The organism is Microbacterium sp. Ld4, from assembly GCF_045066555.1.
Lineage (GTDB): Bacteria > Actinomycetota > Actinomycetes > Actinomycetales > Microbacteriaceae > Microbacterium.
In genome coordinates this window covers 438,348-464,540 of the sequence record NZ_JBISHE010000013.1, presented here as the reverse complement: position 1 = coordinate 464,540, position 26,193 = coordinate 438,348, and the positions used below count along the sequence as shown (strand labels likewise).

Below are 26,193 nucleotides of genomic sequence, written 5' to 3'. Positions count from 1 at the left end.
CCGCCCGTAGATTCGCCCCATGCCCGACGCCGAGCCCAGCCGCATCCACCTGCCCGACGCCCCCGCCGACCAGCGGCAGATCCTGGACGCGGGAGACGTCGCCTGCTGGGCCGAGGACGTCCTGATCGACACGTACGAGCCCGGCGATCCCGACCCGTATCCCGCGTTCCTCGACCGCCGCGTCTACCAGGGCTCGAGCGGCCGGGTGTATCCGCTGCCGATGATCGAGTCGATCTCGCACGAGAAGCAGCCGCGAGCATGGCGCGCGATCCACCTCGAGAACGCGTACGTCCGGCTCATGCTGCTCCCCGAACTCGGCGGCCGCATCCACATCGGGTACGACAAGGTCGCGGGCTACGACTTCTTCTACCGGAACAACGTCATCAAGCCCGCCCTCGTCGGCCTCGCCGGCCCGTGGATCTCGGGCGGCGTCGAGTTCAACTGGCCCCAGCACCATCGCCCCGCCACGTTCCTCCCCGTCGACAGCCGCATCGAGCGCGAGGACGACGGCAGCGCGATCGTCTGGCACAGCGACCTCGATCCCCTGCAGCGGATGCGGGGCGTCCACGGCGTGCGGCTGCGCCCCGGATCCTCACTCATCGAGCTCGACGTGCGCCTGCACAACTGCACCGACGTGCCGCAGACCTTCCTGTGGTGGGCGAACGTCGCCGCGCGTTCACACGGGCGGTACCAGTCGTTCTTCCCCGACGACGTCCGCTTCGTCGCCGACCACGCCCGCCGCGCGATCACCGCGTTCCCGCACGCCGACCGGGCGTACTACGGCGTCGACTATCCCGCCCTCGCCGCCGAGCGCCCCGGCGCCGACCGCATCGACGTGTACAGCAACATCCCCGTACCGACCTCGTACATGATCACCGACACCGAGGACGGCTTCTTCGGCGGGTACGACCACACCGCCGATGCCGGCTTCGTGCACTGGGCCGACCCCGGAATCTCACCCGGCAAGAAGCAGTGGACGTGGGGAAACGGCCCCATCGGGCGGGCATGGGACGACCAGCTCACCGACACCGACGGCCCCTACGTCGAACTCATGGCGGGCGTGTACACCGACAACCAGCCCGACTTCGCCTGGCTGGTGCCGGGCGAGACCAAGACGTTCCAGCAGTACTGGTACCCGTTGCACGCGATCGGCCCGGCGCGCCAGGCGACGACGGATGCCGCGGTGTCGGTGACCGCCGAGGGCGGCGCCTCGCGCGTCGGCGTCATCGCGACGCGTCGACACGAGAGCGCCCGCGTGACGGTCACCTTCGCCGACGGCCGGCACCACGCGGAGGACGTGCTCCTCGGCCCCGAGTCCCCCTGGACCGCGCACCTCGACGGCGACGCGGCGGAGGTGACGGTCGTGGCGGGCGACGCGCTCCTCGTCCGCTGGGCGTCGCGCAACGACGACGCCGGCGAGCCGTGGGCGGCGACCGCGCCTCCGCTGCCCGACGACATCTCGGGCAGCGACGAGCTCTACCTGACCGCGACGCACCTGATCCAGTACCGGCATCCGACCCGGTCGCCCCTCCCGTACCTGCACGAGATGATCCGGCGCGATCCGGGCGATGCCCGTGCGGCGACGTCGCTGGGGGCGTGGCATCTGGCGCGGGGCGACGACGCGGCGGCCGTCGCCCACCTCGAGGCGGCCGTCTCGCGTGAGACCCGCCGCAACCTGAATCCGCGGGACGGTGAGGCCCACTACCTGCTCGGGCTCGCGCTCGAGCGCAGCTGCGACGACGACCGCGCCGATGCCCGGCTCGCGCGGGCCGCCTGGAACGCCGTGTGGACGGCGCCCGCCGCGCTCGCACGGGCCCGCATCGCCCTGCGGCACGGGCGGGCGGCAGCCGCGCTCGACCTGGCGGGCATGGCGCCCGGGATCCCGGAGGCTCGTCGTCTGCGGGTGCTCGCGCTGCGCGCCCTCGGCCGCGTGGACGAGGCGGGAGCGGCGCTGCGCGCACTGGTGAACGGCGACCCGCTCGACCCCGTCACGTCGCTGCTCGCCGGCACCGCGGCGGGCGTCGACCCGCGGGCGGCCCTCGACGCGGGTGCGGAGTTCGCCCGCGCCGGCGCGTTCGCCGAGGCTCTCGCCGCCACGGCGCAGGCCGCCTCGGGCACGGCGGGGTTCGGCAACCTCGAGCCGATCCGCCGCATCGTGCGGGCGGCATGGGCGGATGCCGCGGGACAGGCCGATGTCGCGTCCGCCGAGCGAGCGGCCGCCGATCGCCTCGATCTCGGCGGTGCGTTTCCCGCGGGGCTCGCCCAGTACGACGCCCTCCGCGCGGGCGCCGCGAACGGATCGTCCGCCGCCGCGAGCATGCTCGGCGCGTGGCTGCTGGATGCCGGGCGCGACGCCGACGCGTTCGACACGCTGACCGACGCGCGGCGCCTCGGCGCCGACGACCGGGTGACCCTTCGCAACCTCGCGCTCGCGACCGTCCGGACCGGCAGACCCGCCGCCGAGGCCGCCGCGCTCTACGACAGGGCCCTCGAGCGCCGAGCCGACGCCCGGCTGGTGCTCGAACGCGACCTGGTCGCCCAGCTCGCCGGAGACGACGCCGGCGCGCGGCTCGCCCTCCTCGAGCGGCACCCGGCGACGCTCGCCCGGCGCGACGACCTCGCCGTCGTGCACATCGGCCTGCTGCTCGACGCCGGACATGTCGACGAGGCGTGGCGCCTCCTGAGCGCCCGGACGTTCCGCGCCTTCGAGGGCGGCGAAGGCACCGTCCTCGCGGTCTACGACCGGGCGGCGTGCCTTCTCGCGCGCCGGCTCTGCGCCGAAGGCCGCCCTGCCGACGCCGTCACCCTCCTGACCAGCGGTGTCGACGCGCCCGCCCACCTGGGCGAGGGCCGGCATCCCGCCGATGCGCAGGCCGAGCGGTTCGTCGCGCTCGGCGACGCCCTCGCCGCAGCGGGAGACCCGGCGGCGGCGACCCGCGCGTGGGAACGCGCACGGGCGTCCACGCCTCTCGCCGTCGACGCACGGCCGGCCGACACCGCGACCTTCTGGATCGGAGTCGCGCATACCCGGCTCGGCGACGACGAGGCCGCGGATGCGACCTGGCGGGCGCTCGATGAGCGCGCCGCCGAGATCGCGGCGGCGCCCGACACCGTCGACTACTTCGCGACCTCGCTGCCCGAACTGCTCGTGTTCGACCTCGACACCGACGCGCGCCGACAGGCCGATGCCACTCGGCTGCGGGAGCTCGCGGCATCCGGTCGTGAGATCGCCACCGCACCCGGAAGGATGAACGCATGACCGAGCGCTATCTGGGGTCCGGCACTGTGCCGGTCGACGAGACCGGACTCACCGGCCCCGTGCCGGGTCACCTGCCCGCCCGGCTGGCGATCACCCTGTGGGACTTCTCCTGGTACACCCGCGCCGGCGACGGCGACGTGTACGCCGACATCGACGCGGCCTGCGCCGACGCGGCCGCGCTCGGCTACAACGCGATCCGCATCTGCGCCGCCCCGCTGCTGCTGTTCGGCGACCTCGGTCTCGACGACCTCGCCCGTGCTCTACAGATCGAGGGACTCGGCGCCGCTCCCGGCGGCGGCTTCTACGGGCAGCGGACCCGCTGGTACGACACTCCCGGCGGCTACTCGCTCGACCTGTTCGCGCATCTCGACGCTCTCTTCGCGGCGGCGCGGCGGCACGGACTCGTGGTGATCCTGGCGAGCTGGGAGTACCAGCAGTCGCCGTCGTTCGCGGCGTCCTCCCGCTGGTTCGACGCGATCGACGCCGTGCCGCTGGGCGAGCGCTACCGGGTGCTCGCCGAGGCGTGGGAACGGATGCTGACCTGGCTGAGCGATCGCGGTCACCGCGACCTCGTCGCGCTCGTCGAACTGCACAACGAGGTCGACTTCTCGATCCTCCCGGCGCTGGCAGACGGAGGCGCCGCCGCCGTGCAGTGGCTGCGGCACCGGCATCCCGATCTCCTCGCCACGGCCAGCTACGGCAAGCCGCCGCACCTGGCGATGCATCAGGTTCCCGCAGGTCTCGGCGCGGCGCAGTTCCACGTCTACAGCTACGGTGTGCTCGACGCCCTCCAGCAGCGGATCGACATCCGGTCCGAGGGCAGCGAGGACTTCCCCAACCCCGAGCTCCGGGCGCTCCTGCAACAGGGCGCCCCGACGGCCGCCCAGTACGGGCGACCCGCCGCGTGGAAGCTCCGCGCCACGGTCATCACCGACCAGATGATCTACGGCTACGACTGGGTCGACACCGCCGCGTGGGACGCCTGGCTCGACGCGGCGTACCCGCCGTACGCCGAGGTCATGCGGCGCGAGATCGAGTCGCGGGTGATCGCGATCGCCGCGTGGGCGAGGTGGCAGGGCGTGCCGGCTCTGGTCGGCGAGGGCTGGGTCGGCTACACGCCCCTGCACGGGACCTTCGAAGAATCGGAGACCGGGCGCGAACTCGCCGAGCACGGCATCCGCACCGCGCTGCGCCACGGGGTGTGGGGCGTCGTGCCCAGCTCCAACGCGGCTCCGCATCATCCGATGTGGCAGCTCCGCGACTGGCAGCAGCGCGTGAACGCGCTCGTCCGCAGCGCCCGCTGAGCGGATCTCGCACCGCGCGGGCAAAGAGTTCGCACCACCCGGGCAAAAGAGAAGGGACGGATGCCGGTTGCCCCGGCATCCGCCCCCTCTCGGTGTTCAGCTCAGCGCTTCTTCTTCAGGAGCGGCACGTCCTCGAAGGACATGTCGGATGCCAGGTAGAAGTCGGTGTAGGCCGGCTGGTTGTACGTCGTCTGCTGACGCGCGATCTCGGCCCGGTACTGGGTGTCGTGCATCAGGGTGTACAGCTTGTGCTCGGTCACCTCGGTCGAGACGAAGATGCGCAGCGCCGACGAGTCGGCCGTCCGCACCAGCAGCTCCTCGCGCCAGTCGCCGAGGACGTCCGCGACGAGCGACGGGTTGCCCTTCGTGCCGTTGTTGGTGAGGGTGCCCGACGCCGTGAGCACGGTTCCGCGCGTCCAGTCGTCGATCGTCGGCGTGACCGTTCCGGCGCCGTTCACGAGCTGGGTGGTCAGGTCGCCCGCCCACCGGATCGACATGTTGGTGCCGGGGTTCGTCGGCTGCAGGGTCTCCCCCGTCGCGGAGAGCAGGCCCGACGCCTCGGTGCCGGCGGGCATGCTCGACCAGACCTCGACGCCGTCGACGTCGGAGCGGACGTCGCCGACCATTCCTCGCCCGGTGTCACGGCCCGAGTAGGCACCGAAGAGCACCTCGCCGGTCGCGGCATCCCGCATCGCCGTGCCGTACGGGGCGTAGGCGCCGCCCTCGTGCACGGTGAAGATCTCCTTGCCCGCACGCTTCGGGTCGAAGTCGCCGACGTGCATGGCGTCACCGTGACCGAGTCGCACGTTCTCGCCGGGAGTGGCACTGCCTTCGGGCATGGTGTCGAACGACGAGTAGAGCAGGCTGCCGTCGTCGTCGAGCGTCGCGGAGCCGTAGACGATCTCCTGCTTGCCGTCGCCGTCGACGTCGGCTGCGCTCAGGCTGTGGAAGCCCTGGGTCGTGAGGGTGCCGTACTCGGGGTCGGTGCCGTCGCGCCCGTGCGGACCGTCGTTGAACGGGTTCGTCATCGGCACATGACCGCTGTCGACGAGCCAGCGCTTCTTCAGGTGCTTGCCGTTCCAGTCGTACGTCGCGACGGTCGAGCGCGTGTAGTAGCCGCGGGCGAACACCGCCGACGGGCGCGTGCCGTCGAGGTACGCGACACCCGAGAGGAAGCGGTCGACGCGGTTGCCCGGCTCGATGCGCGACATCGCGTAGTCGCCCCAGAGCAGACCGTCGTCACCGCGACCCGGCTCGTAGCGGACCGTCTCGAGCTCCTTGCCGGTCTTGCCCTCGAACACCGAGAGGTATTCGGGGCCGTCGACGATGAAGCCCTCGAAGTTCCGCAGCACGTTGCGGGCCGAGCGCGAGGGCGCGTACACATCGATGAAGTAGTCGACGAGCTCCTCCGCGTCGGCGCGGGAGAGCGGGTAGTCGTGCGTCGGCTCGGTGCCGAGCGCCTCTTCGATCGTGGCGGGCCACTGACCCGAGACGACCTCCTCGCGCTCCGACCAGCCCTGGAAGACATCGGCCAGGTGCGCGGCGTAGTCGTCGGCGCTCATCCGGTAGTCGTCGGAGTGCGAATAGCCGGCCTTGCGGTCGGCCTTCGGCATCGTGACGAACTCGGCCTTCTTGGCCTTGCCCTTCTTGAACTCCGTGCTCTTCGTGCCCGGGGCCGTCTTCATCATGATCTCGGCCTTGCCGTTGCCGTCGAAGTCGTAGACGAGGAACTGCGTGTAGTGCGCACCCGCGCGGATGTTCACGCCCAGGTCGATGCGGTTCAGGAGTGTGCCGTCCTGCTCGTAGGTGTCGATGAAGACGGGGCCGGTGTAGCCGACCTGCGAGACGTCCTTCGCGTTCGAGGGGTCCCACTTGACGACGTACTCGTACGAGCCGTCGCCGTCCATGTCACCGACCGACACGTCGTTCGCCGCGTAGGTGTAGGCCTCACCGGCGGGAGTGACGCCGTCGGCGGGCTTCTGCAGCGGGATGTCGAGGAACGGCGATGCCTCGACGCTCGCCCGGTCGGAGGCCTTGCCCTCGCGCTTTCCCTGCAGCGGCGACACGGTGTAGCGCGAGCGCTCGGTGCCCTTCTCATCGACGAAGTTCGTCGAATCGGTGACGGTCGCGATGCGCGTGCCGTCACGGCGCACGACGAAGTCGGTGCCGGTCAGGCCGGTCGCGTTCGCGCCGGTGGCCTCGTTCTTGAGCAGTCGCCACGACAGGTACACCCCGTCGTCGGTGGGCAGCGCGACCAGCCCGCGATCGAGCTTCTCGATCTGAGCGGATGCCGGTGGCTTCGGCCCGTGGCCGCCTCCGTGTGCCACCGCGGCCTGGGCCGGGATGACGAGAGCGGCCGCGGCGAGCACGGCGATGGCGGACGTGCGGACAGGTTTTCTCATCTTTGTTCACCTTCGAACGTCGTGGATGGAATGCGCTTTCCCCAGTCGCGCTCCGAGCCTATGTCTGGCTGTGAATCGTGTCAATGGAGGTGGTGGAGACGGCATCCGTCGCTCGGAACGCCACAATGGTGCACAGCGTCCGCGGCCGCGCGGCACCGACGATGGGATGTGCCATGCCCCGACCCAGCGACCTCGCCGACTACCTGGATGGGCTCCGCCCGAGCCGCCGGGAGCTGTTCTCCCGCCTCATGATCGAGGTCTCCGCGATCGCGACCCCGCCCGAGATCAGCCGCCTCGTGTTCCGCGCCGGCCAGAGCGATCACCCGGAGTACGACGACGCCGAGATGGTGTTCTGGAAGGCCGCCGAGCAGATGTACCTGCGCGAGGCGGTGTCCGATGGGGATCTGCCGCTGATGTTCTGGGGCTTCCACCTGGTCGATCTGCTGGGGCGGCGCCACTCCAAGGGCGTGCTCGTGACCGATCGCACCGTCTATGTCGAGGGTGTCGACGAGGAGGCGACGCCGCTCGACCTCGGGACGCTCGACGCAGCGGCGGTGCGCATCGACGCCGACGCCCTCCACGTCGGTACGGCGCACGTGGGCCTCGCCCGAATCGAGGAGCAGCTCGCGCCCGCTGACCGGCCCGCCGTCGCACGCTACCTTTCGGCCGTCATCGACACCGTCCGGCGGACGGTCGCCGCCGCGGGCGCCGCGGCGCCCGACGAGTCGCCCGCCACCGTGGAGGAGCTCGTGCTCGCCAGCCGGCTGAGTGCCGACTTCCTCCTGCCCTCGCGCCCGAAGAACGCCAAGGGCCTCGCCAAGCTCGCCGCGAAGTGGAAGCTGCCGAGCGGCGAACGGCTGCTCGCCTCGCTGTCGAGCGCCACGTTCGCCGGGGTCTACGGTGTCGCCGTCACCGATCAGGCGCTCTACTCACGCGACCTGATGGAAGACGTCCACCGCACTCCCCTCGCCGAGGTGGGCGCCATCGGGTGGGATGCCGAGGCGAAGGGCTTCCGCATCGCCGCCGACCATCTGGCCCCCGCCATCCCCACGATCGACGAGGGCAACCGCGACTACGCGGCAGCGCTCCTGACGTCCGTCGCGCGCTCGGCGGCGCAGACCGGCTGAGTCTCAGCCGACGGTCGAGGCCCGCACGACGAGCTCGGGGCGGAACCGCACGCGTTGCGGCGCCGCCTCGGGGTCGGCGAGGGCGGCGAACAGCGCGTCGACCGCGGCGGCGCCGATCTCGCGCGCGGGCTGACGCACCGAGGTCAGCGGGACCACGGTCGACTGCGCGAACGCGATGTCGTCGTAGCCGATGAGGGCGATGTCGCCCGGAACGCGGAGCCCGCCGAGGATCGCGGCGCCCTGCAGCACGCCGACGGCGAGCAGGTCGTTGGCGCAGAAGACGGCGTCGGGACGTGCCGGTGCCTCTCGCCGGGCGAGGGCGTCGCCCACCTCCCGACCGCTGAGGACGGTGAGGGCCGTGGTCTCGATCACCTCGAGCGTCGCCTCGGGCGCCTCGGCCAGAGCCCGGCGTGCGCCTTCGAGACGGTCGGCGACCTGACGGACGGATGCCGGACCCCCGGCGAACGCGATGCGGCGGCGTCCCTGGTCGAGCAGGTGCCGGACGGCGAGGTAGCCGCCCTCGACGTCGTCGACGGCGACCGAGGGCAGTGACCCGCTGCCGGCCTCGGCATCGACGAGGACGACGGGCACACCGGCATCCGTCAACGCCGCGACACGGGCGTCGTCGAGCGCCTGCGGTGTGAGAAGGACGCCGTTGACCCGCTGTTCGCGGAACAGGTCGAGGTAGGCGTTCTCCCGGACGGCGTTCTGGTCGCTGTTGCCGAGCAGCACCGAGACGCCGTGTTCGGCGGCGCGCTCCTCGGCGCCGCGCGCAACCTCGGCGAAGAACGGGTTGGCGCTGTCGAGCACGATCAGCCCGAGGCTCCGGCTGCGGCCGGCCCGCAGCTGTCGGGCTGCATCGTTGCGCACGAAGCCGAGCTCGGCGATGACGGCGCTGACCCGCTCGACTGTGGCTGCGGCGACCTTCTCGGGCCGGTTCATGACGTTCGACACGGTTCCCACCGAGACGCCCGCCGCACGGGCGACGTCTTTCACACTGATGGCCACGGGTGTCCTGTCTTGACGGATGATTCGGTCCAGGTTACTGTTTGAATCGTTTCACCGATCGCATTGCCGATCGGATCCTCGAGAACCACCCGACACCGCCTCGCGGTGTCCCACAAAGGAGTGACATGACCCGCGTGGCTTTCCAGCTGCAGGTCGATCCCGCACTCATCGACGAGTACGTGGCCCGCCACACCCCGGTCTGGCCCGAGATGCTCGCCGAGATCGCGGCATCCGGTCGGCGCAACTACTCGCTCTTCCTCGCCGACGGCGGCCGCCTGTTCGGCTACTACGAGACCGACGACGACGCCGCAGCCCAGGCCTACCTCGCCGCATCGCCCGTCGCCGCGCGCTGGGAGGCCGAGATGGCCCGCTTCTTCGTCGGCCTCGAAGGCCGACCCGACCAGGCAGCGACCCCGCTCGCCGAGGTCTTCCACCTTCACGACCAGCTGGCGGCCTCCGCCGGCGCACACGCAGAAAGCGACCCCTCATGACGACGCTGTCCCCCGAGATCCTGACCCAGCTCGAAGGCCAGGGCATCGAGCTGCCCAGCTGGGCGTTCGGCAACTCCGGCACCCGCTTCCGCGTGTTCGCCACCGCGGGCACGCCGCGCGACCCGTTCGAGAAGATCTCGGATGCCGCCCAGGTCAACGCCTACACGGCGCTCGCCCCCTCGGTCGCGCTGCACATCCCATGGGACAAGGTCGACGACTACGACGCGCTGCGCCGGCACGCCGAGGACAACGGCGTCGAGCTGGGCACGATCAACTCGAACACCTTCCAGGACGAGGACTACAAGTTCGGCGCCCTGACCCACCACGACGAGCGCATCCGCCGCAAGGCGATCGACCACCACATCGAGTGCATCGACGTCATGCACGCGACCGGTTCGCGCGACCTGAAGATCTGGCTCGCCGAAGGCTCGAACTACCCCGGCCAGAACGACATGCGCGGTCGCCAGGATCGCCTGCAGGACTCGCTGCAGCAGATCTACGCCCGCCTCGGCGACGAGCAGCGCCTGGTGCTCGAGTACAAGTTCTTCGAGCCGTCGTTCTACCACACCGACGTTCCCGACTGGGGTACGTCGTACGCTCAGGTCGCCGCGCTCGGCGACAAGGCGATGGTCTGCCTCGACACCGGTCACCACGCCCCCGGCACGAACATCGAGTTCATCGTCATGCAGCTGCTGCGCCTCGGCAAGCTCGGCTCATTCGACTTCAACTCGCGGTTCTACGCCGACGACGACCTGATCGTCGGATCGGCCGACCCGTTCCAGCTGTTCCGCATCCTGACCGAGGTCGTGCGCGGCGGCGGCCTGAACAACCCCGATGTGGCCTTCATGCTCGACCAGTGCCACAACATCGAGGACAAGATTCCCGGGCAGATCCGCTCGGTGCTCAACGTCCAGGAGATGACGGCGCGCGCGCTCCTCGTCGACCGCGCCGCGCTCGACGCGGCGCAGCAGGCGAACGACGTCCTCGGCGCCAACGCCGTGCTCATGGACGCCTTCTACACCGACGTCCGTCCGGCCCTGGCCGAGTGGCGCGAGTCGCGCGGCCTGGCCGCCGACCCGATGGCCGCGTACGCGGCATCCGGGTACCAGGAGCGCATCGCCGCCGACCGCGTCGGCGGCACCCAGGCCGGCTGGGGCGCCTGAGCCTCGCTCACGCCATCCCGCCACGACCCTTTCGACTCTGGAGAATCACCGCATGACCAACCCGACCGCCGCTGAGCTCATCGCTCGCAGCAACCGCCTGGGCGCCGACCCGAAGAACACCAACTACGCCGGCGGCAACACGTCGGCCAAGGGCACCGACACCGACCCCGTCACGGGCGAGCCGGTGGAGCTGCTCTGGGTCAAGGGGTCGGGGGGCGACCTCGGCACGTTGAAGCCCGAAGGGCTCGCGGTGCTCCGACTCGACCGCATGCGTGCGCTCGTGAATGTCTACCCCGGTCTCGACCGGGAGGACGAGATGGTCGCGGCGTTCGACTACTGCCTGCACGGCAAGGGCGGGGCAGCGCCGTCGATCGACACCGCGATGCACGGCCTGGTGGATGCCGCGCACGTCGACCACCTGCATCCCGATGCCGGTATCGCCATCGCGACGGCGGCCGACGGCGAGGCGCTCACCTCGACGATCTTCGGCGACAAGGTCGTCTGGGTGCCGTGGCGTCGTCCCGGCTTCCAGCTCGGGCTCGACATCGCCGAGATCAAGGCGAAGAACCCCCAGGCGATCGGGACGATCCTCGGCGGCCACGGCATCACAGCGTGGGGCGACACGTCGGAGGAGTCGGAGCGCAACAGCCTCTGGATCATCGAGACCGCCGCCGCGTACATCGCCGAGCACGGCGCCCCGCAGCCCTTCGGCGGCGTGCGCGACGGGTTCGCCGCACTGGCCGAAACGGAGCGCCGCGCGAAGGCGGCCGCCCTCGCGCCGACCATCCGCGGCCTCGCCTCCACCGACAAGCCCATGGTCGGCCACTTCACCGACGCCGACGTGGTGCTCGACTTCCTGGCATCCGAGAAGGCTCCGGCTCTCGCCGAGCTGGGCACCAGCTGCCCCGACCACTTCCTCCGCACCAAGGTCAAGCCGCTGATCCTCGATCTTCCGGCAGACGCGTCGATCGACGAGTCCCTGACGCGGCTGAAGGAGCTGCACAAGACGTACCGCGCCGACTACCAGGCGTACTACGACGCGCACGCAACAGACGACTCCCCCGCGATCCGCGGCGCCGATCCGCTGATCGTGCTCATCCCCGGCGTCGGCATGTTCAGCTTCGGCGCGAACAAGCAGACCGCCCGCGTCGCGGGCGAGTTCTACGTCAACGCCATCAACGTCATGCGCGGCGCCGAGTCGCTGTCGACCTACGCGCCCATCTCGGACGCCGAGAAGTTCCGCATCGAGTACTGGGCTCTCGAAGAGGCCAAGTTGCAGCGCATGCCGAAGCCGAAGACCCACCAGGGGCGCATCGCCTTCGTGACGGGCGCCGCGTCGGGCATCGGCAAGGCCATCGCGACCCGTCTGGCCGCCGAGGGCGCGTGCGTCGTCGTCGCCGACCTCGATCTCGAGAAGGCGCAGGCCGCAGCCGCCGAGCTCGGCGGCACCGACGTCGCGATCGGTGTGGCCGCGAACGTGGCGGATGCCGCGGGCGTGCAGGCCGCCATCGACGCCACCGTCCTCGCCTTCGGCGGCATCGACCTCGTCGTCAACAACGCCGGTCTGTCGCTCTCGAAGCCGCTGCTCGAGACCAGCGAGAAGGACTGGGACCTGCAGCACGACGTCATGGCGAAGGGCTCGTTCCTCGTCGCGAAGGCCGCCGCGAAGGCGCTCATCGAGCAGAAGATGGGCGGCGACGTCATCTACATCTCCTCGAAGAACTCCGTCTTCGCCGGCCCGAACAACATCGCGTACTCCGCCACGAAGGCCGACCAGGCCCACCAGGTGCGCCTGCTGGCCGTCGAGCTCGGCGAGCACGGCGTGCGCGTCAACGGCATCAACCCTGACGGCGTCGTGCGCGGCTCGGGCATCTTCGCCGCCGGCTGGGGCGCGAACCGCGCCGCGACCTACGGGGTCGAGGAGAAGGACCTCGGTCAGTTCTACGCGAACCGCACGATCCTCAAGCGCGAGGTCGTGCCCGAGAACGTCGCCGACGCCGTGTACGTGCTCACCGGTCCCGAGCTGACCCGCACCACGGGCCTGCACATCCCGGTCGACTCCGGCGTCGCCGCGGCCTTCCTGCGATGACGGCGCCCGGCTCGGGCTCCGGAGCGGTCGCCGCGGTCGATCTCGGGGCCACGAGCGGCCGCGTGATCGTCGGGCAGGTCGGCCCCGACCGGCTCGACACCATCACGGTCGCCCGCTTCACGAACGACCCGGTGGCGCTGCCCGACGGGCTGCACTGGAACCTCGTCGGCATGTACGGCTCGGTGCTCTCGGGGCTGCGGGAGGCCTTCCGGGGCGACCCCGACATCGCCAGCATCGGGGTCGACTCGTGGGCGGTCGACTACGGTCTCGTCTCGAAGGGGCGCCTGCTCGGCGAACCGTTCCACTACCGCGACGAGCGCACCGCGCGCGGCGTCGAGGCAGTGCACGAGCGGATGCCGCACCGCGAGCTGTTCGCACGCAACGGCCTGCAGTTCCTCCCCTTCAACACGCTCTACCAGTTCGCCGCCGAGGAAGGCGACCTCCTCCAGCTCGCCGACCACGCCCTCCTGATCCCCGACCTCATCGGGTTCTGGCTGACGGGGCAGGCGCGTACCGAGCGCACGAACGCCTCGACCACGGGACTGCTCCGCGCCGACACCGGCGAGTGGGATGCCGAGGTGATCGAGGCGCTGGGCCTGCGCGCCGGCATCCTGGCGCCGCTGATCGCACCGGGCGACACCCTCGGGCAGGTCGGCGCCGACGTGGCGGCGACGCTCGGACTCCGCTCGCGCACCGCGGTGACGGCCGTCGGGTCGCACGACACGGCATCCGCCGTGGTCGCGGTGCCGATGGCGTCGCGCGATGCCGCGTACATCTCTTGCGGCACGTGGGGGCTCGTGGGCGTCGAGGTCGAGCGGCCCGTGCTCACCGATGCAGCGCGCGAGGCGAAGTTCACCAACGAGGGCGGGGTCGACGGGCGCATCCGTCTGCTGCGCAACGTCATGGGCCTGTGGATCCTCAGCGAAGCCGTCCGCGGATGGCAGCGCGAGGGCCACCCCATCGATCTGCCGACACTCCTCGACGCGGCCGAAGAGGTTCAGGCGCCCGTCCCCGTGTTCGACGTCGACGACGCGCGATTCCTCCCCCCGGGGGATATGCCGAGCCGGATCGCCGCCTGGTGCGACGAGCACGGCGTGGCCGCCCCGCGCACGCGCGCGGAGTTCGCCCGCAGCATCATCGAGTCGCTCGCCCAGGCCTTCGCCGACGCTGCGCTCGAGGCGGGTCGTGTCGGCGGTGTCGACGTCGACGTCATCCACGTCGTCGGCGGTGGCGCGCTCAACGAGCTCCTCTGCCAGCGCACCGCCGACCGCGCCGGCGTCCCCGTCCTGGCCGGACCTGTGGAAGCCACGGCTTTGGGGAATATCCTCGTGCAGGCACGTGCCGCCGGTCTCGTCACCGGCTCCCTCGAATCCCTCCGCGACCTCGTCGCCCTCACCCACCGTCCCCGCCGGCACGAACCGCGGGCCTGAGCACGGAACCCCAAGGACGGAAAATCTCATGGTGCAGCGCCAGTTCCCCAAGCCGCTCGAACTCCTCGAGCTCATGCAGTTCAAAAAGCCCGAGCTCAACGGCACGAAGCGCCGGCTCGACGCCGCGTACACGATCAACGACCTCCGGACCATCGCCAAGCGCCGCACGCCGAAGGCCGCCTTCGACTACACCGACGGCGCCGCCGAGGGCGAGACCTCGCTCGCCCGCGCCCGTCAGGCGTTCGAGGACGTCGAGTTCCACCCCGACGTGCTGCGCCCCGCCGCCGACGTCGACACGTCGGTCGAGATCCTCGGCGGTCCGTCGGCGCTGCCGTTCGGCATCGCCCCGACCGGGTTCACGCGTCTGATGCAGACCGAGGGCGAGATCGCCGGCGCGGGTGCGGCGGGGGCCGCCGGCATCCCGTTCACACTGTCGACGCTCGGCACGACCTCGATCGAGGGCGTGAAGGCCGCGAACCCGAACGGGCGCAACTGGTTCCAGCTCTACGTCATGCGCGACCGCGAGATCTCGTACGAGCTCGCCCGCAGGGCCGGCGCCGCCGGCTTCGACACCCTGCAGTTCACGGTCGACACCCCGGTCGCAGGCGCCCGCCTGCGTGACAAGCGCAACGGCTTCTCGATCCCGCCGCAGCTGACCCTCGGCACCATCATCAACGCGATCCCGCGCCCGTGGTGGTGGATCGACTTCCTCACGACCCCGAAGCTCGAGTTCGCGTCGCTGTCGGCCACCGGCGGAACGGTCGGCGATTTGCTGAACTCGGCGATGGACCCGACGATCAGCTACGAGGACCTCAAGGTCATCCGCGAGATCTGGCCCGGCAAGATCGTCATCAAGGGCGTGCAGAACGTCGACGACTCGAAGCGGCTCATCGACCACGGCGTCGACGGCATCATCTTGTCGAACCACGGCGGCCGTCAGCTCGACCGGGCACCGATCCCGTTCCACCTGCTGCCGACGGTCGTCCGCGAGGTCGGCAAGGACGCGACCGTCATGGTCGACACCGGCATCATGAACGGCGCCGACATCGTCTCGTCGATCGCGCTCGGTGCGAAGTTCACCCTGATCGGCCGCGCCTACCTCTACGGCCTCATGGCCGGTGGCCGCGCGGGCGTCGACAAGACGATCGAGATCCTCCGGAGCGAGATCGAGCGCACGATGAAGCTCCTCGGCGTCTCGACCCTCGCCGAACTCGAGCCGAGGCACGTCACCCAGCTGACGCGCCTCGCCCCCATGCCCCGCGGCACCGACTGAGCGCCGCGGACCACGCCGACCCGCGCCACCGAATGCCGATCCGGTGGCGCGGGTCTCTTCTTCCGCTCGCCATCGGCGGGCACCCCTAGGCTGAAAATCGTGCCCGCGCAGACCCTCAACCGTGACATCCTGCGCCTCGCCGTCCCCGCATTGGGCGCGCTCGTCGCGGAGCCGCTGTTCCTGATCGTGGATGCCGCGATGATCGGGCACCTGGGCGTCGTGCCGCTCGCGGGGCTCGGCATCGCCGGCGCCGTGCTCCAGACGATCGTCGGGCTGATGGTGTTCCTCGCCTACTCGACGACGCCGGCCGTGGCTCGCAGGTTCGGCGCGGGCGACAAGAGCAGCGCGGTCAGCGTCGGCATCGACGGGCTCTGGCTCGCGCTCGGCCTCGGGGCGGTGCTGGCCGTCGCGGGCTCTCTCGCCACGCCCGTGCTCATCGGGCTCTTCTCCCCCGCATCCGACGTGGCCGAGCAGGCCGAGGCGTACCTCGGCCTGTCGATGTGGGGCCTCCCGGCCATGCTCATCGTCTTCGCCGCGACCGGCCTGCTCCGCGGCATGCAGGACACCGTCACGCCGCTCTGGATCGCCGGCCTCGGCTTCGCGGCGAACGCGCTCCTCAACTGGCTGTTCATCTACGGGTTCGGGTGGGGTATCGCGGGATCCGCCGCCGGCACCGTCGTCGCGCAGTGGGGCATGGTGGCCGCCTACGTGGTCGTCATCGGCCGTCTGGCGCGGCGCCACGCGGCATCCGTCCTCCCCCACCGCGAGGGCGTCCGCGGATCGGCGCGCTCGGGAGGATGGCTGTTCCTCCGCACCGTGTCGCTCCGGGTGGCCTTCCTCGCGACGGTCGCCGTCGCGACGAACCTCGGCACTCCGGAGCTCGCCGGGTGGCAGGTCGCCTTCACGATCTTCTCGACGGCGGCGTTCGCGCTCGATGCGCTCGCGATCGCCGCGCAGGCGCTCATCGGCCGCGGCCTCGGCGAGGGCGACGAGCCGTTCGTGCGCAGGGTGCTCGGTCGCACGGTCGCCTGGGGCGCCTGGTTCGGGGTCATCGTCGGCGGCGTGATCGCGGCATTGTCCGGCGTCATCGGGCTCGCCTTCACGGGAGAGCCCGCGCTCGCGGCGCTGATCCAGCCCGCCCTGCTGGTGCTCGCCCTGGCCCAGCCGATCTGCGGCGTCGTCTTCGTGCTCGATGGGGTACTCATGGGCGCGGGCGACGCGAAGTACCTCGCGATCGTCGGCGCGCTGACCCTCGTGCCGTACGTTCCCGCCCTCGCGGTGGTGGCGGCGCTTCAGCCGGCCGGGGCGGCGGGCCTCGCCTGGCTGGCCGCCTGCTTCTTCGGGGTGTTCATGCTCGCGCGTCTCGGCACGCTCGGCTGGCGCGTCCGCCGGTCGGAGTGGCTCCGCGTCGCGGTCTGAGCGGCACGGTGCGGCATCCATTCTGCCGCTGACGGCGCTTCGCGCGGAGATCCGCCTTTCCGCGGACGAATGCCGGCCCCACAGTCCGCCCGAATGCACCATCTCCGCGGCTCGGGTCAGCCGAAACCGACCAGGTATGCCGCGTTCTGCTCGATCCAGGCGTTGGCCAGCGGAAAGGGCGGCGTGACGCTCAGGATCCCCCCGGCGTGCGCGTCCGGGCTCACGGTGACCAGCCACATGCGTGTGGCGACGGTGGCGAGGACGGCGGACACTGTGACCCAGACGCCCGTCCGGCGCAGGATGCGGGTCGCGTCGGCGAGCGACGCCGCTCGTCGGGGAACGCGGCGGAGCCCCACGAGAAGGATCGCGACGAGCGCGAGCGGCACGAACGGCAACGGCGACAGGACGACAGTTCCGCAGCCATCGAGGTGGACCTGCGAGAAGTCCGTCGAGTTGCCCGACGCCCCGATCGGAGAGCACACCTCACGCGAACCGGTCGCGCCGGCGACCGCGAGCCCGACGGCGACGACCGTGACCACGACCAGGCGCCAGACCTCGCCCACCACCTGCACGCCGGTCAGCTCCGACCGCTCCTCCGGTGTCATGCCCGTCCCCTCGCGCGCGCCCCCTGCGCGCCGACGTCAGCGTATCGGCACGACCCTGCGTGACGATGTCACCCCGCTCCCCTAGAGTGCGGGCATGGATTCCCGTGACGACGATTTCCTCCGCGACTTCCACCGGTTGATCCAGCGGGTGAACCGGATGCCGGAGGTCGAGAGCGCTCCGTTGACGCCGCTCGGCGAGCGCGTCCGCGATCACCTCGGCACCGACCCGACGGCGCTGCCGATGGTGACGGAGTCGGTGCCGCCGCACCGACTCGTCGACCTGGACCTGGCGATCGATGCGATCGGCGGGACGGATGCCGAGTCGATCGGCATCCGCGGCGGTCAGCACCTGCAGCACGAGGAGTTCGCCGGGCTCCTCGCATCGCAATACGCCCGCATCCAGCCCGGTCCCGTCGAGTACGTCACGGTCGCCACGGGGCCGTCGACGACGCGGCAGACCCGGTCGACCGCGGTGCACCTCTTCCACTTCGAGGGGGTGGCTGTCGCCGCGCTGCAGCGGGCCGCCGACCCGCGGGCGGGGCGCGGCGCGGCGACCCTCGACGTCATCGTCACGACGCCGGGGGCGGCTCCCGCACTCCTCGCGGAGATCCGGCGCCTGATGAACGAGCTGAGCGTCGTGCGGGGCAACGTCGTCAGCTTCGCCCGGGACGAGTACGGTGCACCCGGCGTCGGGGGCATGACCTTCCTCGAACGGCCCGAGGTGACGGCCGAGCAGGTGATCCTGCCCGAGGGACTGCTGGAGCGCATCCGCTCCCATGTGGTCGACATCGGCGAGCGGGCCGACGAGCTGCGGTCGCGCGGGCAGCACCTGAAGCGCGGCGTGCTGCTGTACGGCCCTCCCGGCACGGGCAAGACCCTCACGATCCGCCATCTCATCCGCGAGACCCCCGGGACCACGGTCGTGCTGCTGCAGGGGGCGGCCCTCGGACTGATCGGCGAGGCCGCGGCGCTCGCGCGCGCGATGAGCCCGGCACTCGTCGTGCTCGAAGACGTCGACCTCGTCGCCGCCGACCGCGGTGACTTCGGGTTGCAGCCGCTGCTCTTCGAAGTCCTCGATGCGCTCGACGGACTCGACGGCGACGCCGACGTCGCGTTCGTCCTCACGACCAACCGGGCCGAGATCCTCGAGCCCGCGCTCGCGGCGCGCCCCGGCCGGGTCGATCTCGCGCTCGAGATCCCGCTGCCCGACCTCCCCGCTCGGCAGCGGCTGTTCCAGGTCTACGGCGACGACCTCGCGTTCTCGGCCGCGGCGCTCGCGGGCGCTGCCGACCGTTCCGAGGGGGTCACGGCATCCTTCGTGAAGGAGGTGATCCGTCGTGCGGTCCTTCGGGCCGTGACCGACGACCGCGACGTGACGGATGACGACCTCGCCACCGCCCTCGGCGCCATGCTCGACGACAGCCGGGGCATCTCGCGGGTGCTGTTCGGCGGCGATGCTGCCGCAGACGCGGTGGCTGCGGAGGAGGGGAGCACCAGCATCCACGTCGGAGGGCACTTCTGATGCGCGAGTCGCGAAGGGCCACGGCGACGGTCGTGCTGCTGTCTGCCTTCGCGCTCTCGGGGTGCGGGATGACCCCGGGATCCGGTGGTGGCCAGGCCGCTGGTCAGTGCGCCGCACCGGTCGTGACCGTGACTCCCGCGGCGGCGGCCCCAGGCGACACGGTTACCGTGACGAGCGACGGGTGGTCCGTCTGCGAGGACACCCCGAACGATCCCTCGGGCGAGGCACCCTGGACCGAGGTCCGGATCGAGTGGGCTCAGGGCGACACGTCGCGCGAGCTACGTACCGCCGACATCACCGATACGGCGATCTCCGCCGAGGTGACAGTGCCCGACGATGCGACGGCGGGGCCCGCCCGCATCCGCGTCCTCCACGGAGATCTCGCGATCGACGGTGACCTGACGGTCACCGGCTGACCCGGCCTCAGGCCATCAGCGGGACCGACCCGACGAGCACACCCACCGCGAGCATCACCAACGAGATGACGACGGCACGCCACAGCACCTTCTTGTGGTGATCGCCGAGGTTCACGCCGGCCAGCGAGACGAGCAGCAGGATCGCGGGCACGAGAGGGCTCTGCAGGTGCACCGGCTGACCGGTGATCGACGCACGGGCCATCTCGACCGGCTCGATCCCGTAGGTCGCAGCACTCTCGGCGAGGATCGGCAGAATGCCGAAGTAGAACGCGTCGTTCGACATGAAGAACGTGAACGGGATCGACAGGATGCCGGTGATCACGGCCATGAACGGACCGAGGGACGGCGGGATCACCTCGGTGACCCAGCTCGCCATCGCGTCGACCATGCCGGTGCCGTTGAGCACGCCGACGAGCACACCCGCGGCGAGCACCATCGAGACGACACCGACGATGCTGGGGGCATGAGCGACGATCTCATCGGCCTGGTTCTTCAGCCGGGGGAAGTTGACGATGAGCGCGACGGCGGCGCCGACCATGAAGACATAGGCCAGCGGGTAGATGTCGATCACGAGCAGCACCATGACGGCGACCGTCAGCGCGAGGTTAAACCAGATGAGCTTGGGCCGGAGAGTAGCTCGGTTCGGGTCGAGCAGCGTGTCGGCCATCGCGGTGTCGGCGGTGTCGACCAGCTTGGCGGCGTCGACGGCGGCTCGGGCGCCGCGCACCGTCACGATGTTGCCGGTGCGGAGGTGCGCGCGGGCACCCGGCTTGCTCTCGGCGCCGCGGAACAGTCGCGGTGCACCGAGACGTCCGTCACCGGGAGCCGCGAGGCGCGAGGTGTCGACCGATCCGGCGAGGCGGCGGCGCTCCGAGAGGCCGAGGAACCAGGCGAACAGCAGCGAGACGACGAGTCCGGTGGCCAGCGAGGGCAGCATCGGGACGAAGATGTCGGTCGGCTGCAGGCCGAGCGCCGACGCGGCGCGCACCGTCGGACCGCCCCACGGGACGATGTTGAGCGTGCCGTTCATGAGGCCGGCGACACAGGTCAGCACGACCGGGCTCATGCCGAGGCGGAGGTAGATCGGCAGCATCGCCGAGGTGGTGATGATGAACGTGGTCGATCCGTCGCCGTCGAGCGAGACGGCCCCGGCGAGGATCGCGGTGCCGAGCACGACCTTGGCGGGATCGTCCTTCAGAAGGCGGGTGATCAGGCGGATGAGCGGATCGAAGAGGCCGACGTCGATCATGATGCCGAAGTACATGATCGCGAACATCAGGAGCGCCGCAGTGGGGGCGAGATCGCCGATCGCGTCGATGACCATGTCGCCGAGGCCGAGGCCCGCACCGGCGAACAGGCCGAAGATCGTGGGCACCGTGATGAGCGCGACCATGGGGGTCAGTCGCCGCGTCATGATCAGCGCCATGAAGGTCAGCACCATCACGAACCCGAGGATGACGAGGACGGTATCGGGCGGAGTGAACGCCACGGGGTATTCGACTGCCTCGGTATGCACGATGCTCATCGCGACTCCTTCGTCGTGAAGCGGTGCCGGAGGGGATGCGGCGCCTGGTCCCGCGAGCGTACGGACTGCACCCCCGGACGCGCGCGGTAAGGCGCATTCCCCGACGTTGTGCGCGTAACCTGGGTTTCGCTCATTGTGCGCAGGGAGGTGACGCGGTGCGATTCGGAAGCAGGATGCTGGTCCTCCAGCTCGTGACGCAGGTCTGCGTCGTCGCTGCCTGCGCGGCGGTGTTCCTCTTGTTGGGCGTGCAGCAGTTGCGCGCTGAAGCCGAGTCCTCGGCGCTGAACATCGCTCGGAGCGTCGCCGCCGCGCCCGACGTGCGCGAGCTCGCCGCCGGCTACTCCGCAGACCCGGGCACGCCCGACGCCGCATCCCTCCGCGACGGTCCGCTCCAGGCCTACGCCGCAGGCGTGACCAGCCGCACCGACGTCCTCTTCGTCGTCATCACCGACGACCACGGCATCCGCCTCGCGCACCCCGACCCTGATCGGCTGGGACAGGTGGTCAGCACGAGCTTCGCCGATGCCCTGGCCGGCCGTGAGGTGGTGACGTGGGAGTCGGGCACGCTCGGGGAGTCCGCTCGCGCCAAGGTGCCGGTGTACGGGCCCGCGAGCGACGACCGGCCCGTCGGTGAGGTGAGCGTCGGTTTCGAACGCGCCAGCGTCTTCGATGACCTGCCTGCCCTGATCACCGGGATCACGGCGGCCGTCCTCGTCGCGCTCGCCCTGGGCGTGGTCGCCGCGCTGCTGCTGCGCCGCCGGCTCGAGAGGGTCACCCTCGGCGTGCAGCCCGAGGAGCTCGCCGCGCTCGTGCAGACCCAGACCGCGGTCCTCGAGAGCTCGGACGACGGCCTCGTCGCCGTCGACGCGGACGGCGTCGTGCGCGTGTGGAGCGATGCAGCGACCCGGATGCTGGGTGCCGCCGCCCAGCCGGGCACATCCCTCCGCGACGCCGCCGTCGACGACGCGGTTCGTGAGGCTCTCACCGGTGGCGCAACCGCGGGGCTCCCCGTCGGCGACCGCATCCTCTATGTCGACGTCCGTCCGGTGCGCCGAGGGCAGCGCGCCCTCGGGACCGCGGCGGTCCTCCGCGACCGCACCGACCTGCTCGCCCTGACCGAACGCCTCGACGGTGTCCGCACGCTGACCGACGCCCTCCGCGCGCAGCGCCACGAGTTCGCCAATCGCCTGCACGCGGCCTCGGGGCTGCTCGATGCCGGTCGCACCGACGAGGCGCGGGACTTCCTCCGCGACGTGTCCGGTCGCGGCGCCGTCGACCTGCGCGTCGCAGGGCTCGATGCCGTGAGCGACCCTGTCCTGCAGTCGTTCCTGGGCGCGATGGCTGAGACCGCCCAAGAGCGCGGGGTCGAGCTGCGCGTCGACGAAGACACGCTGCTGCGCAGCACCCTGAACGACGTCGAGGACGCACTCGCCGTGCTCGGGAACCTGGTGGGGAACGCGGTGACCGCGGCGCAGGCCGGGGCCGCGGCATCCGCCGCTTCTCCGTGGGTCGAGGTGACGCTTCTCGACGAACTCGACGGGTCGGGCGCGGGTGAGCTGGTCATGACCGTGGTCGATTCCGGCGCCGGAGTGGCGGACCCGAGCGCCGTGTTCGCGGCGCGCGCGAGCTCCGACACCGACGCGTCGGTGCACGGGCACGGCATCGGGTTGCCGCTGTCGCGCGAGATCGCGCGACGACGCGGCGGCGAGGTGTGGATCATCGACGCGGGCGGGGCGGGGTCGGGCGCTGTGTTCGGCGCGCGCCTGCCCGGAGTGATGGGCCGCGAGTCAAGAAACGAGGAGACGGACGATGAGTGACATCCGCGTGCTGATCATGGACGACGACTTCCGCGTCGCCGGTGTGCACCGCGACATCGTGGCCGGGACCCGCGGGTTCGTCGCGCTCGACCCCGTCCGCACCGCAGCCGAGGCGCTGAGCGCCGCCCGGGCGGACGCTCCCGATCTGATCCTCGCCGACGTCTACCTTCCCGACGGCGACGGCATCGAAGTGGTGCGCTCGTGCGGCGTCGACGCCTTCGTGCTCAGCGCGGCGACCGATGCCCGAACGGTGCGCCGCGCATTCCGCGCCGGAGCGCTCGCCTACCTCGTGAAGCCCTTCGAGGCGCGGACGCTCGCCGACCGGCTCGACCGTTACGCGCGCTATCGCAACCTCCTCTCCGATGCCGCTCCGCTCACGCAGGATCAGATCGACCGCGCCGCGACGGCCCTTCGCGGCGCACCCGAGCAGGCGTCGTTGTCGCGCTCGGCCACCGAGCGGACGATCCTCGCCGCTCTCGCCGACGGAGAGGCGTCGGCGAGTGAGGTCGCCGAGCGGGGCGGCATCTCCCGCGCCACCGCGCAGCGTCACCTCACCGCCCTCGCATCGCGCGGGCTCGTGGAGATCAGCCTGCGCTACGGCACGACTGGCCGCCCCGAGCACCGCTTCCGTCTCGCGACGGACGACGCCCGCTGACGCGTCAGGCGTAGCGGCGGCACCACTCATACATCACGACGGCGGCTGCGGCCGACGCGTTGATCGAGCGAGTCGATCCGTACTGGGTGATCTCGATGACCCCGGATGCCGCGGCGAGCGCCTCCTCGGAGAGGCCCGGCCCCTCCTGTCCGAACAGCAGCACGCAGCGCTCGGGGAGGTCGGCGCGGTCGACGGGCACCGATCCGTCGACGTTGTCGATTGCGAGAACCGGGAGGCGGGCCTCCGCCGCCCAGGCGGCGAACCCGGCGACGTCCTCGTGGTGGCGGACGTGCTGATAGCGGTCGGTGACCATCGCGCCGCGGCGGTTCCAGCGCCGCTTCCCGATGATGTGCACCTCGGCGGCGCCGAACGCGTTGGCGCTGCGCACGATCGAGCCGATGTTCATGTCGTGCTGCCAGTTCTCGATCGCGACGTGGAACGGATGCCGCCTCTCGTCGAGGTCGGCCACGATCGCCGCCATCGTCCAGTACCGGTACTCGTCGATGACGTTCCGCCGGTCGCCGTGTTCGAGCAGGTCGCGATCGAACCGCGCATCGTCGGGCCAGGCCTCCGGGCCGCCCGGCCAGGGGCCGACACCGACGGGCAGCTGCGGCTCTGCCGCCACCTCGACGGCCTCCGCGCCGACGTCGTCGGGAGCGAGGGGCGGGGTCTCGTCGGGCATCCCTCCAGGCTAGCCGCGCCGTCGCCGACGGAGGATCGCGCGCTGCCGCCTCCACTGATAGGTTTTCGGTGTGCCGAAATATGCCACTCCCGTCACCGCTCCGCGCCGCGTCCGCGTCGCCTGGCTGCTGGGTCCCGCACTCGTCGCGGGAGTCGCCTACCTCGACCCGGGGAACGTCGCCAGCAACATGACCGCAGGCGCGCGGTACGGCTACCTGCTGGTGTGGGTCGTCGTGATCGGCAACATCATGGCCTGGCTGATCCAGTACCTGTCGGCGAAGCTCGGCATCGTCACAGGGCAGAGCCTGCCCGAGGCGCTGGGGCACCGCATCCGGAGCAACACCGCTCGCCGCGCCTACTGGCTGCAGGCCGAGCTCGTCGCGATGGCGACCGACGTCGCCGAGATCATCGGCGGAGCCGTGGCGCTCTGGCTCCTGTTCGGCGTGCCGCTGCTGTGGGGAGGCGTCATCACCGGGGCCGTCTCGATCGTGCTGCTGATGATCCAGTCGCGCCGCGGGGCACGGAGCTTCGAGTACGTGATCATCGGGCTGATGGCGATCATCGCGCTCGGCTTCACCTACGGCGCCTTCATCGGCCCGCCCGAGGCGGCCGGGGTCGTCGCGGGCCTCGTTCCCCGCTTCGAGGGCGCCGACTCGGTTCTGCTGGCGGCGTCGATCCTCGGCGCCACGATCATGCCGCACGCGATCTACGCCCACAGCGCGCTGGCCCGCGACCGGTTCCATCCGGCGCCGACGCCGACGCCGCCGGCCATGGGCTCCGCACCGGCACCCGCCCTCGACGTTCCGCGCCTCCTGCGCGCCACCCGCTGGGACGTGACCATCGCCCTCGCGATCGCCGGCACGGTGAATCTCTGCATCCTGCTCCTCGCCGCCGCGAACCTGGCCGGAGTGCCCGGGACCGACAGCCTCGAGGGCGCCTACGCGGCACTCCGTGACGGCATCGGCCCCGTCGTCGCGACCCTCTTCGCCGTCGGGCTGCTCGCGAGCGGCCTGGCGAGCAGCGCGGTCGGCGCCTACGCGGGCGCCGAGATCATGCAGGGGCTCCTCCGCGTGCGCATCCCCCTGCTGGCCCGGCGCCTCATCACCCTCGTGCCCGCGCTCGCGATCCTGGCCGCCGGTGTCGATCCGACGCTCGCGCTGATCCTCAGCCAGGTGGTCCTGAGCTTCGGCATCCCGTTCGCGCTGGTCCCGCTGATCTCGCTCACCGCCGATCGCCGGCTGCTGGGAGCCTTCCGCAACCGCGCCTGGACCACGGCCGCGGGAGTCGTGGCATCCGTCTTCCTCATCGGACTGAACTGCCTGCTCCTCTGGCTGACCGTCACCGGCGGCTAGCCTGGGGTCGTGCCCGCCTCGCCGTCCACCGTCGACGACTACCTGAAGACGATCTACCACTACACCGAGTGGCAGCCGCAGCCGGTGACGCCGTCGATCCTCGCATCGGAGCTCGGGCTGGCCCCGTCGAGCGTCACCGAGATGGTGAAGAAGCTCGCGGCGCAGGATCTCGTCTCCCATCGCCCGTACGGGCCGATCTCGCTGACGGATGCCGGTCGGGCGCGCGCCACCTCGGTGATCCGCCGGCACCGCCTCATCGAGACGTGGCTCGTCCGCGAGTTCGGCTACTCGTGGGACGAGGTCCACGACGAGGCCGAGGTGCTCGAGCACACGATCAGCGACCGCCTGCTCGCCGGCATCGACGCCCGACTCGGGCATCCCCGCTTCGACCCGCACGGAGATGCGATCCCCGCCCCCGACGGATCGGTCGTGCGCGAGCCGTTCATCCGGCTCGCCGAGGCGAGAGCCGGTCACACCGGCCGCGTGCTGCGCATCTCCGACCGCGACCCGGCGCTCCTGCGCGCGCTCAGCGAGCTCGGCATCGACGTCGGGCACACGCTCACCGCGACGGGCCGCGACGCGGTGCAGGTCGACGGCGGTGCGCCGATCGATCTGCCTGCCGCGGCGGCATCCGCCGTCTGGCTCAGCGCGTAGC

20 protein-coding genes are annotated in these 26,193 nt (G+C 71.2%); 15 read left to right on the top strand and 5 right to left on the bottom strand.

The window, feature by feature from the left end:
• Positions 1-19: 19 nt before the first annotated feature.
• Both ACJJV7_RS12895 and ACJJV7_RS12890 read left to right on the top strand, forming a co-directional pair.
• Complete coding sequence (locus ACJJV7_RS12895) at positions 20-3,259, top strand: DUF5107 domain-containing protein (RefSeq protein WP_405374136.1); 3,240 nt, start codon at positions 20-22, stop codon at positions 3,257-3,259.
• Positions 3,256-4,563 (top strand): cellulase-like family protein, encoded by a 1,308-nt coding sequence (locus ACJJV7_RS12890; RefSeq protein ID WP_405374137.1) that lies wholly within the window; start codon positions 3,256-3,258, stop codon positions 4,561-4,563. Before ACJJV7_RS12895 ends, ACJJV7_RS12890 begins: the two co-directional genes overlap by 4 nt.
• A 101-nt stretch (positions 4,564-4,664) precedes the next feature.
• Here the strand turns inward: ACJJV7_RS12890 and ACJJV7_RS12885 are convergent, their stop codons facing one another.
• Entirely contained in the window at positions 4,665-6,965 is a 2,301-nt protein-coding gene (locus ACJJV7_RS12885) for a rhamnogalacturonan lyase (protein ID WP_405374139.1), read from the bottom strand.
• 173 nt (positions 6,966-7,138) lie between these two features.
• Between ACJJV7_RS12885 and ACJJV7_RS12880 the strand changes: the two genes are divergently transcribed.
• Positions 7,139-8,092: a hypothetical protein gene (locus tag ACJJV7_RS12880; protein WP_405374141.1), complete on the top strand. Its 954-nt coding sequence runs from the start codon at positions 7,139-7,141 to the stop codon at positions 8,090-8,092.
• Between the two features lie 3 nt (positions 8,093-8,095).
• Here the strand turns inward: ACJJV7_RS12880 and ACJJV7_RS12875 are convergent, their stop codons facing one another.
• Positions 8,096-9,100 carry a LacI family DNA-binding transcriptional regulator gene (locus ACJJV7_RS12875; protein WP_405374142.1) on the bottom strand — a complete coding sequence of 335 codons (1,005 nt, stop codon included), beginning with the start codon at positions 9,098-9,100 and terminating at the stop codon, positions 8,096-8,098.
• Positions 9,101-9,225: 125 nt separating this feature from the next.
• On the opposite strand from ACJJV7_RS12875, the gene ACJJV7_RS12870 reads away from it, so the two are divergent.
• From ACJJV7_RS12870 to ACJJV7_RS12845, 6 genes are all read left to right on the top strand, one after another.
• Complete coding sequence (locus tag ACJJV7_RS12870; RefSeq protein ID WP_405374144.1) at positions 9,226-9,591, top strand: L-rhamnose mutarotase; 366 nt, start codon at positions 9,226-9,228, stop codon at positions 9,589-9,591.
• Positions 9,588-10,754 (top strand): L-rhamnose isomerase, encoded by a 1,167-nt coding sequence (rhaI, locus tag ACJJV7_RS12865; RefSeq protein WP_405374146.1) that lies wholly within the window; start codon positions 9,588-9,590, stop codon positions 10,752-10,754. The genes ACJJV7_RS12870 and rhaI overlap by 4 nt, the downstream gene beginning before the upstream one ends.
• Before the next feature lie 52 nt (positions 10,755-10,806).
• Entirely contained in the window at positions 10,807-12,843 is a 2,037-nt protein-coding gene (locus ACJJV7_RS12860; protein WP_405374148.1) for a bifunctional aldolase/short-chain dehydrogenase, read from the top strand.
• On the top strand, positions 12,840-14,273 hold the full coding sequence (locus ACJJV7_RS12855) for a rhamnulokinase family protein (protein WP_405374150.1): 1,434 nt from the start codon (positions 12,840-12,842) through the stop codon (positions 14,271-14,273). Before ACJJV7_RS12860 ends, ACJJV7_RS12855 begins: the two co-directional genes overlap by 4 nt.
• A 28-nt stretch (positions 14,274-14,301) precedes the next feature.
• Positions 14,302-15,546 (top strand): alpha-hydroxy-acid oxidizing protein, encoded by a 1,245-nt coding sequence (locus ACJJV7_RS12850; protein ID WP_405374152.1) that lies wholly within the window; start codon positions 14,302-14,304, stop codon positions 15,544-15,546.
• 99 nt (positions 15,547-15,645) lie between these two features.
• The gene (locus ACJJV7_RS12845) at positions 15,646-16,965 is read left to right on the top strand and encodes an MATE family efflux transporter (protein ID WP_405374154.1); all 1,320 of its coding nucleotides are present in this window, start codon (positions 15,646-15,648) and stop codon (positions 16,963-16,965) included.
• A 116-nt stretch (positions 16,966-17,081) separates the two neighbouring features.
• Here the strand turns inward: ACJJV7_RS12845 and ACJJV7_RS12840 are convergent, their stop codons facing one another.
• Positions 17,082-17,570, bottom strand: coding sequence for a hypothetical protein (locus tag ACJJV7_RS12840; RefSeq protein ID WP_405374155.1), 489 nt, complete (start codon positions 17,568-17,570; stop codon positions 17,082-17,084).
• A gap of 94 nt (positions 17,571-17,664) precedes the next feature.
• Here ACJJV7_RS12840 and ACJJV7_RS12835 point away from each other — a divergent pair, with 94 nt between their 5' ends.
• Positions 17,665-19,092, top strand: coding sequence for an AAA family ATPase (locus ACJJV7_RS12835; protein ID WP_405374157.1), 1,428 nt, complete (start codon positions 17,665-17,667; stop codon positions 19,090-19,092).
• A gap of 68 nt (positions 19,093-19,160) precedes the next feature.
• The gene (locus ACJJV7_RS12830; RefSeq protein WP_405374159.1) at positions 19,161-19,508 is read left to right on the top strand and encodes a hypothetical protein; all 348 of its coding nucleotides are present in this window, start codon (positions 19,161-19,163) and stop codon (positions 19,506-19,508) included.
• Positions 19,509-19,515: 7 nt separating this feature from the next.
• Here the strand turns inward: ACJJV7_RS12830 and ACJJV7_RS12825 are convergent, their stop codons facing one another.
• Complete coding sequence (locus ACJJV7_RS12825) at positions 19,516-21,033, bottom strand: CitMHS family transporter (RefSeq protein ID WP_405374161.1); 1,518 nt, start codon at positions 21,031-21,033, stop codon at positions 19,516-19,518.
• Positions 21,034-21,206: 173 nt separating this feature from the next.
• On the opposite strand from ACJJV7_RS12825, the gene ACJJV7_RS12820 reads away from it, so the two are divergent.
• Together ACJJV7_RS12820 and ACJJV7_RS12815 are read left to right on the top strand one after the other, a co-directional pair.
• Positions 21,207-22,850, top strand: a complete 1,644-nt coding sequence (locus ACJJV7_RS12820) for an ATP-binding protein (protein ID WP_405374163.1) — start codon at positions 21,207-21,209, stop codon at positions 22,848-22,850.
• Positions 22,843-23,505, top strand: a complete 663-nt coding sequence (locus ACJJV7_RS12815; protein ID WP_405374165.1) for a response regulator — start codon at positions 22,843-22,845, stop codon at positions 23,503-23,505. Before ACJJV7_RS12820 ends, ACJJV7_RS12815 begins: the two co-directional genes overlap by 8 nt.
• 4 nt (positions 23,506-23,509) lie before the next feature.
• Here the strand turns inward: ACJJV7_RS12815 and ACJJV7_RS12810 are convergent, their stop codons facing one another.
• Positions 23,510-24,187 (bottom strand): TrmH family RNA methyltransferase, encoded by a 678-nt coding sequence (locus tag ACJJV7_RS12810; protein ID WP_405374167.1) that lies wholly within the window; start codon positions 24,185-24,187, stop codon positions 23,510-23,512.
• A gap of 70 nt (positions 24,188-24,257) precedes the next feature.
• Between ACJJV7_RS12810 and ACJJV7_RS12805 the strand changes: the two genes are divergently transcribed.
• Together ACJJV7_RS12805 and ACJJV7_RS12800 are read left to right on the top strand one after the other, a co-directional pair.
• Positions 24,258-25,538 (top strand): Nramp family divalent metal transporter, encoded by a 1,281-nt coding sequence (locus ACJJV7_RS12805; protein ID WP_405374169.1) that lies wholly within the window; start codon positions 24,258-24,260, stop codon positions 25,536-25,538.
• A gap of 9 nt (positions 25,539-25,547) precedes the next feature.
• A complete protein-coding gene (locus tag ACJJV7_RS12800) occupies positions 25,548-26,192 on the top strand; it encodes a metal-dependent transcriptional regulator (RefSeq protein WP_405374171.1) in 645 nt (214 codons plus the stop codon).
• Position 26,193 lies beyond the last annotated feature (1 nt).